4 protein-coding genes are annotated in these 4030 nt (G+C 63.4%); all 4 read right to left on the bottom strand.

Annotated elements, in window-relative coordinates; translation table 11 throughout:
* On the bottom strand, positions 1 to 326 hold a 326-nt coding region (locus CWO89_RS41615; protein ID WP_130584036.1), incomplete at its 3' end, for a PTS sugar transporter subunit IIA.
* Between the two features lie 232 nt (positions 327 to 558).
* Positions 559 to 1161: a ribosome hibernation-promoting factor, HPF/YfiA family gene (gene hpf / locus CWO89_RS41610; protein ID WP_130584035.1), complete on the bottom strand. Its 603-nt coding sequence runs from the start codon at positions 1159 to 1161 to the stop codon at positions 559 to 561.
* 78 nt (positions 1162 to 1239) lie between these two features.
* Positions 1240 to 2880: an RNA polymerase factor sigma-54 gene (gene rpoN, locus CWO89_RS41605; RefSeq protein WP_130584034.1), complete on the bottom strand. Its 1641-nt coding sequence runs from the start codon at positions 2878 to 2880 to the stop codon at positions 1240 to 1242.
* A 93-nt stretch (positions 2881 to 2973) separates the two neighbouring features.
* Entirely contained in the window at positions 2974 to 3990 is a 1017-nt protein-coding gene (gene lptB / locus CWO89_RS41600) for an LPS export ABC transporter ATP-binding protein (protein WP_130584033.1), read from the bottom strand.
* Between the last annotated feature and the right edge of the window lie 40 nt (positions 3991 to 4030).

Genomic DNA, 4030 nt, shown 5'->3' with positions numbered 1-4030 from the left:
CCGGCGCCTTCGGGGGCAAGCAGGAGGAAGATGAGGTCGACCGGCTGGCCATCCATCGCCTCGAAATCGATCGGGCGCTCCAGGCGCGCGAACAGGCCGAACAGCTTTTCCAATTTCGGCAATTTACCGTGGGGAATGGCGACGCCGTAACCGACCGCGGTGGTGCCCAGTTTCTCGCGCTGCAGCAATACCTCGAAGATCGAACGTTCGTTCTGCCCCGTAAGAGTTGCGGCCCGCGCGGCGAGCTCCTGCAGCGCCTGCTTCTTGCTGATGACTTTCAACGCCGGGAGAATCGCCTCGGGTGCGACCAGATCGGTAATCGTCATGGGGCGTTCCGAGGGTGAAGTGAACCGTCAAGTTGCGAAATAGGTTGTCAGGCGCAGGCGTCAAGAAGATGAATCGGGAAGCGGCTTTTTGGCCCAGATCCCGATCGGGCGGCTTCTACTCCAAGGCATGAGCCGTGCCAACTCCTGCCGGCCAGTTCCCTTGAGCCTATGCTTAAGGGCCGCGGACCATAGGGACGGCCAGGGGGCACGTCAATGCGGAACGGCATAACCATTATGGATTAACCACGGGGGGATCGACCCAGCCTACATTGCCGTCCGCGCGGCGGTAAATGATGTTCACACGGCCGCTACCACCGTGCTGGAAGACCAGGCAGGCTGCGCCGGTCCGGTCCAATTCCAGCACCGCCTCGCTGACCGACAGCCGCTTCAGCGAGGTGGTCGCCTCGGCGATGATCACGGGACTGTATTCGGTGACTTCCCCTTCGCCCTCCGCCGGCGCCTCAATCACATAGCTTGGCGCATCCAGGGGAACGCCGTTGAGCTCGGCAAGGGCGGCGGAGGCCGCGTAGGCCTTGCGGGCCGAGCGGTCCTTCAGCCGGCTCTTATAGCGGCGCAGGCGCTTCTCGATCATCAGGAGCGCGGCGTCGGCGCTGGCATAGGCGTCGGGGGCGTTCGAATCCGCTTCCAGCGTGATCCCGGAATCCAGGTGCAGCGCACAGTCGGTGCGGAAGCCGAAGCCGTCCTTGCTCAGCGTGATATGGCCGGAATAGTTGCCGTCGAAATACTTCTTCAGAACCTCATCGGTGCGCTCGTTCACGCGTGCGCGAAGCGCCTCGCCGATTGAGATGCTCTTTCCCGAGATTCGAAGGGTCATTGCGTGCCTCTATGCCTTATGAAACCCCCGATCGCTTCGGAGGGGTACCAAGACTAGCGCGATTTAACGCGAACGCAATTACACCGGTGCGGTATCGCGCGACCGGTCTGGAGAGGAAGCAGGTGCTGAAAGGGCGTGTCCAAGCATGCTCTGTTTGTCGCGGCGGCGCTGCACCGAGGAAGGAATTCGCATCGCTTCGCGATACTTCGCGACGGTGCGGCGGGCGATATCAATGCCCGACGCGCGCAATCGTTCCACGATCGTATCGTCAGAGAGGATCGCGGACGGCGATTCGGCGTCGATCAACTGCTTGATGTGATGACGGACGGCTTCGGCCGAATGCGCCTCGCCGCCGTCGGCGGAGGCGATCGATGCCGTGAAGAAGTACTTGAGTTCGAAAGTGCCGCGATTGGTGGCCATATATTTGTTGGCGGTCACACGCGACACCGTCGATTCGTGCATCTGGATCGCATCCGCCACGGCTTTGAGATTAAGCGGCCGCAAGTGCGCCACGCCGTAGGTGAAGAAGCCGTCCTGCTGGCGCACGATCTCGGTTGCGACCTTGAGGATCGTGCGGGCGCGCTGATCAAGGGCGCGCACCAGCCAAGTCGCGTTCTGCAGGCAATCCGTGAAGTAGGACTTGTCGCCGTCCTTCCGGATCGTCTTTGACAATTCGGCATAATAGGTCTGGTTCACCAGGACACGCGGCAACGTGTCGCTATTGAGCTCGACATGCCAGCCGCCATCAGGCCCCGGCCGCACATAGACGTCCGGCACCATGGTTTGCGTCCGCGACGAGCCGAACTTCAGGCCCGGCTTCGGATCGAGCCGGCGGATCTCGCCGATCATGTCGGTGATGTCTTCGTCGTCGACGCCGCACAGCTTCCGCAGGGATGCGATATCGCGCTTGGCGAGGAGATCGAGATGTTCGACCAGGGCCTGCATCGCCGGGTCGTAGCGATCGAGCTCGCGGAGCTGGATCGCCAGGCACTCGCTCAAGTTTCGCGCGCAGACGCCGGGGGGGTCGAATTTCTGCAGCACCGAGAGCACTGCATCGACCTCGTGCTGCGGCGCACCGAGCCGCTCCGCTGCCTGGCCGAGATCCGGCGGCAGGTAGCCGGCCTCATCGACGAGGTCGATTAGATATTGCCCGATCATACGCTGGGACGGTGAGGTAAAGGCGACCGCAAGCTGCTCGGCGAGATGGTCGGCCAGCGTCAGCTCGGCGGCGACAAAGGCTTCGAGATTGTAGTCCTCATCGCTCGAGGCGCCGCCGCCCCATTCGGTATAGGAGGTCGGAGCCGCGTCTTTCGCGGCGCGTTCGGCAGCCTCCGCCGGCTCTTCGGAGAAGACGTTTTCGAGGCCGGTATCGAGCGTCTGCTCGATCTCGGCGCGGCTGCCGAGATCGCGGTTCAGCCATTCCTCCTGGCTCGGCTCGAAGCCGTCGGCGGAACTCGCCGCCTCGCCACCGGCTTCGTCGCCGTAGCTGGAACCATCAGCCTCGGAAAACTCCTGCCGCTCCGTGGCGGGCTCGCCCGCCACCGGCGGTTCCGGCCCATCGCTGGCGCGATCCAGCAATGGGTTCCGTTCCAGCTCCTCCTCCACGAAGGCCGAGAGGTCCAGATTGGACAGTTGCAGCAGCTTGATCGCCTGCATCAACTGCGGCGTCATCACCAGCGACTGCGACTGGCGGAACTCTAATCTCTGGGTCAGTGCCATGGAGGCAAGAACGGTCCAATAAAGAAGTTGGCTCGATTCTTGCTTAGCCTAGTCCAAGGCCGATGTACACGGCTTGACGGATCGGAAAAAGGGCTAGAGGCGGAATTCTTCGCCAAGGTAAAGCCGGCGGACATCCGGATTGTTCACGATCTCATCCGGGCTGCCTTCCGTCAAGATTTCCCCGGCGTAAACGATGTAGGCGCGGTCGGTCAGGCCGAGCGTCTCCCGCACATTGTGGTCGGTAATAAGCACCCCGATACCGCGATTGGTCAGGTGACGGACCAGATCCTGGATGTCCCCGACCGCGATCGGGTCGATGCCGGCGAAGGGCTCGTCGAGCAGCATGTAATTGGGCCGCGTCGCCAGTGCGCGGGCGATCTCGACGCGGCGGCGCTCGCCGCCGGATAGCGCGATCGATGGTGTCTTTCGCAACCGCGTAATGTTGAATTCGTCGAGCAGCGCATCGAGTTCCGCCTCGCGCTTCTTCCTTGAAGGCTCGACCACTTCGAGCACCGCGCGGATGTTCTGCTCGACCGACAATCCGCGGAAGATCGAGGCTTCCTGCGGCAAATAGCCGATGCCGAGGCGGGCGCGCTGATACATCGGCAACTTGGTGACGTCATGGCCATCCAGCTCGATGGCGCCGCGATCGGCCTTGATCAGCCCGGTGATCATGTAGAACACCGTGGTCTTGCCGGCGCCATTGGGGCCCAGCAGGCCGACCGCCTCGCCGCGGCGCACGTAGATGCTGACGCCGCGCACGACTTGGCGGCTGCCGAAACTCTTTTCCACGCTATGCACAGCCAGATAGCCCGGGCGCCGGATCAGGCGCGGGGCACTGGCGCCCTTGGTCTTGGCGGACGTCTTGGCTGGCTTGGCGGCGCGCGGGCGCGGCCTCTCCTCCCTGGGCGGCTCGGGCACCGGTTGCGGATGTGGCAGTTCCATGCCGGGCATCGGGGCGGCACGCGCCCCCGGCGGCGTATCCCGGACGGAGCTTGTCAGCATTTCGCCAAAGGAATCGTCGAGCGCGGTGATGTCCTCACGCGAACGCGCGAAGCCGGAACTGCGTTTCGCAGGGCGCCTTCGGAACATGCCGAATATGTCCACCATCCCGCTTCGCCAGCCTTTCACGGTGTCCCCGGGGACTACG

The organism is Bradyrhizobium sp. Leo170, from assembly GCF_004296405.1.
Classification (GTDB): domain Bacteria; phylum Pseudomonadota; class Alphaproteobacteria; order Rhizobiales; family Xanthobacteraceae; genus Bradyrhizobium.
The sequence above is the reverse complement of the archived record's forward strand: the minus strand, read 5'-3'. Positions and strand labels throughout refer to the sequence as shown.

What these genes read in the sequence shown, in the direction of transcription:
- lptB (WP_130584033.1), bottom strand. Translation starts at nt 3,990, where the DNA reads ATGGTGGACATATTCGGCATGTTCCGAAGGCGCCCTGCGAAACGCAGT.
- rpoN (WP_130584034.1), bottom strand. Translation starts at nt 2,880, where the DNA reads ATGGCACTGACCCAGAGATTAGAGTTCCGCCAGTCGCAGTCGCTGGTG.
- hpf (WP_130584035.1), bottom strand. Translation starts at nt 1,161, where the DNA reads ATGACCCTTCGAATCTCGGGAAAGAGCATCTCAATCGGCGAGGCGCTT.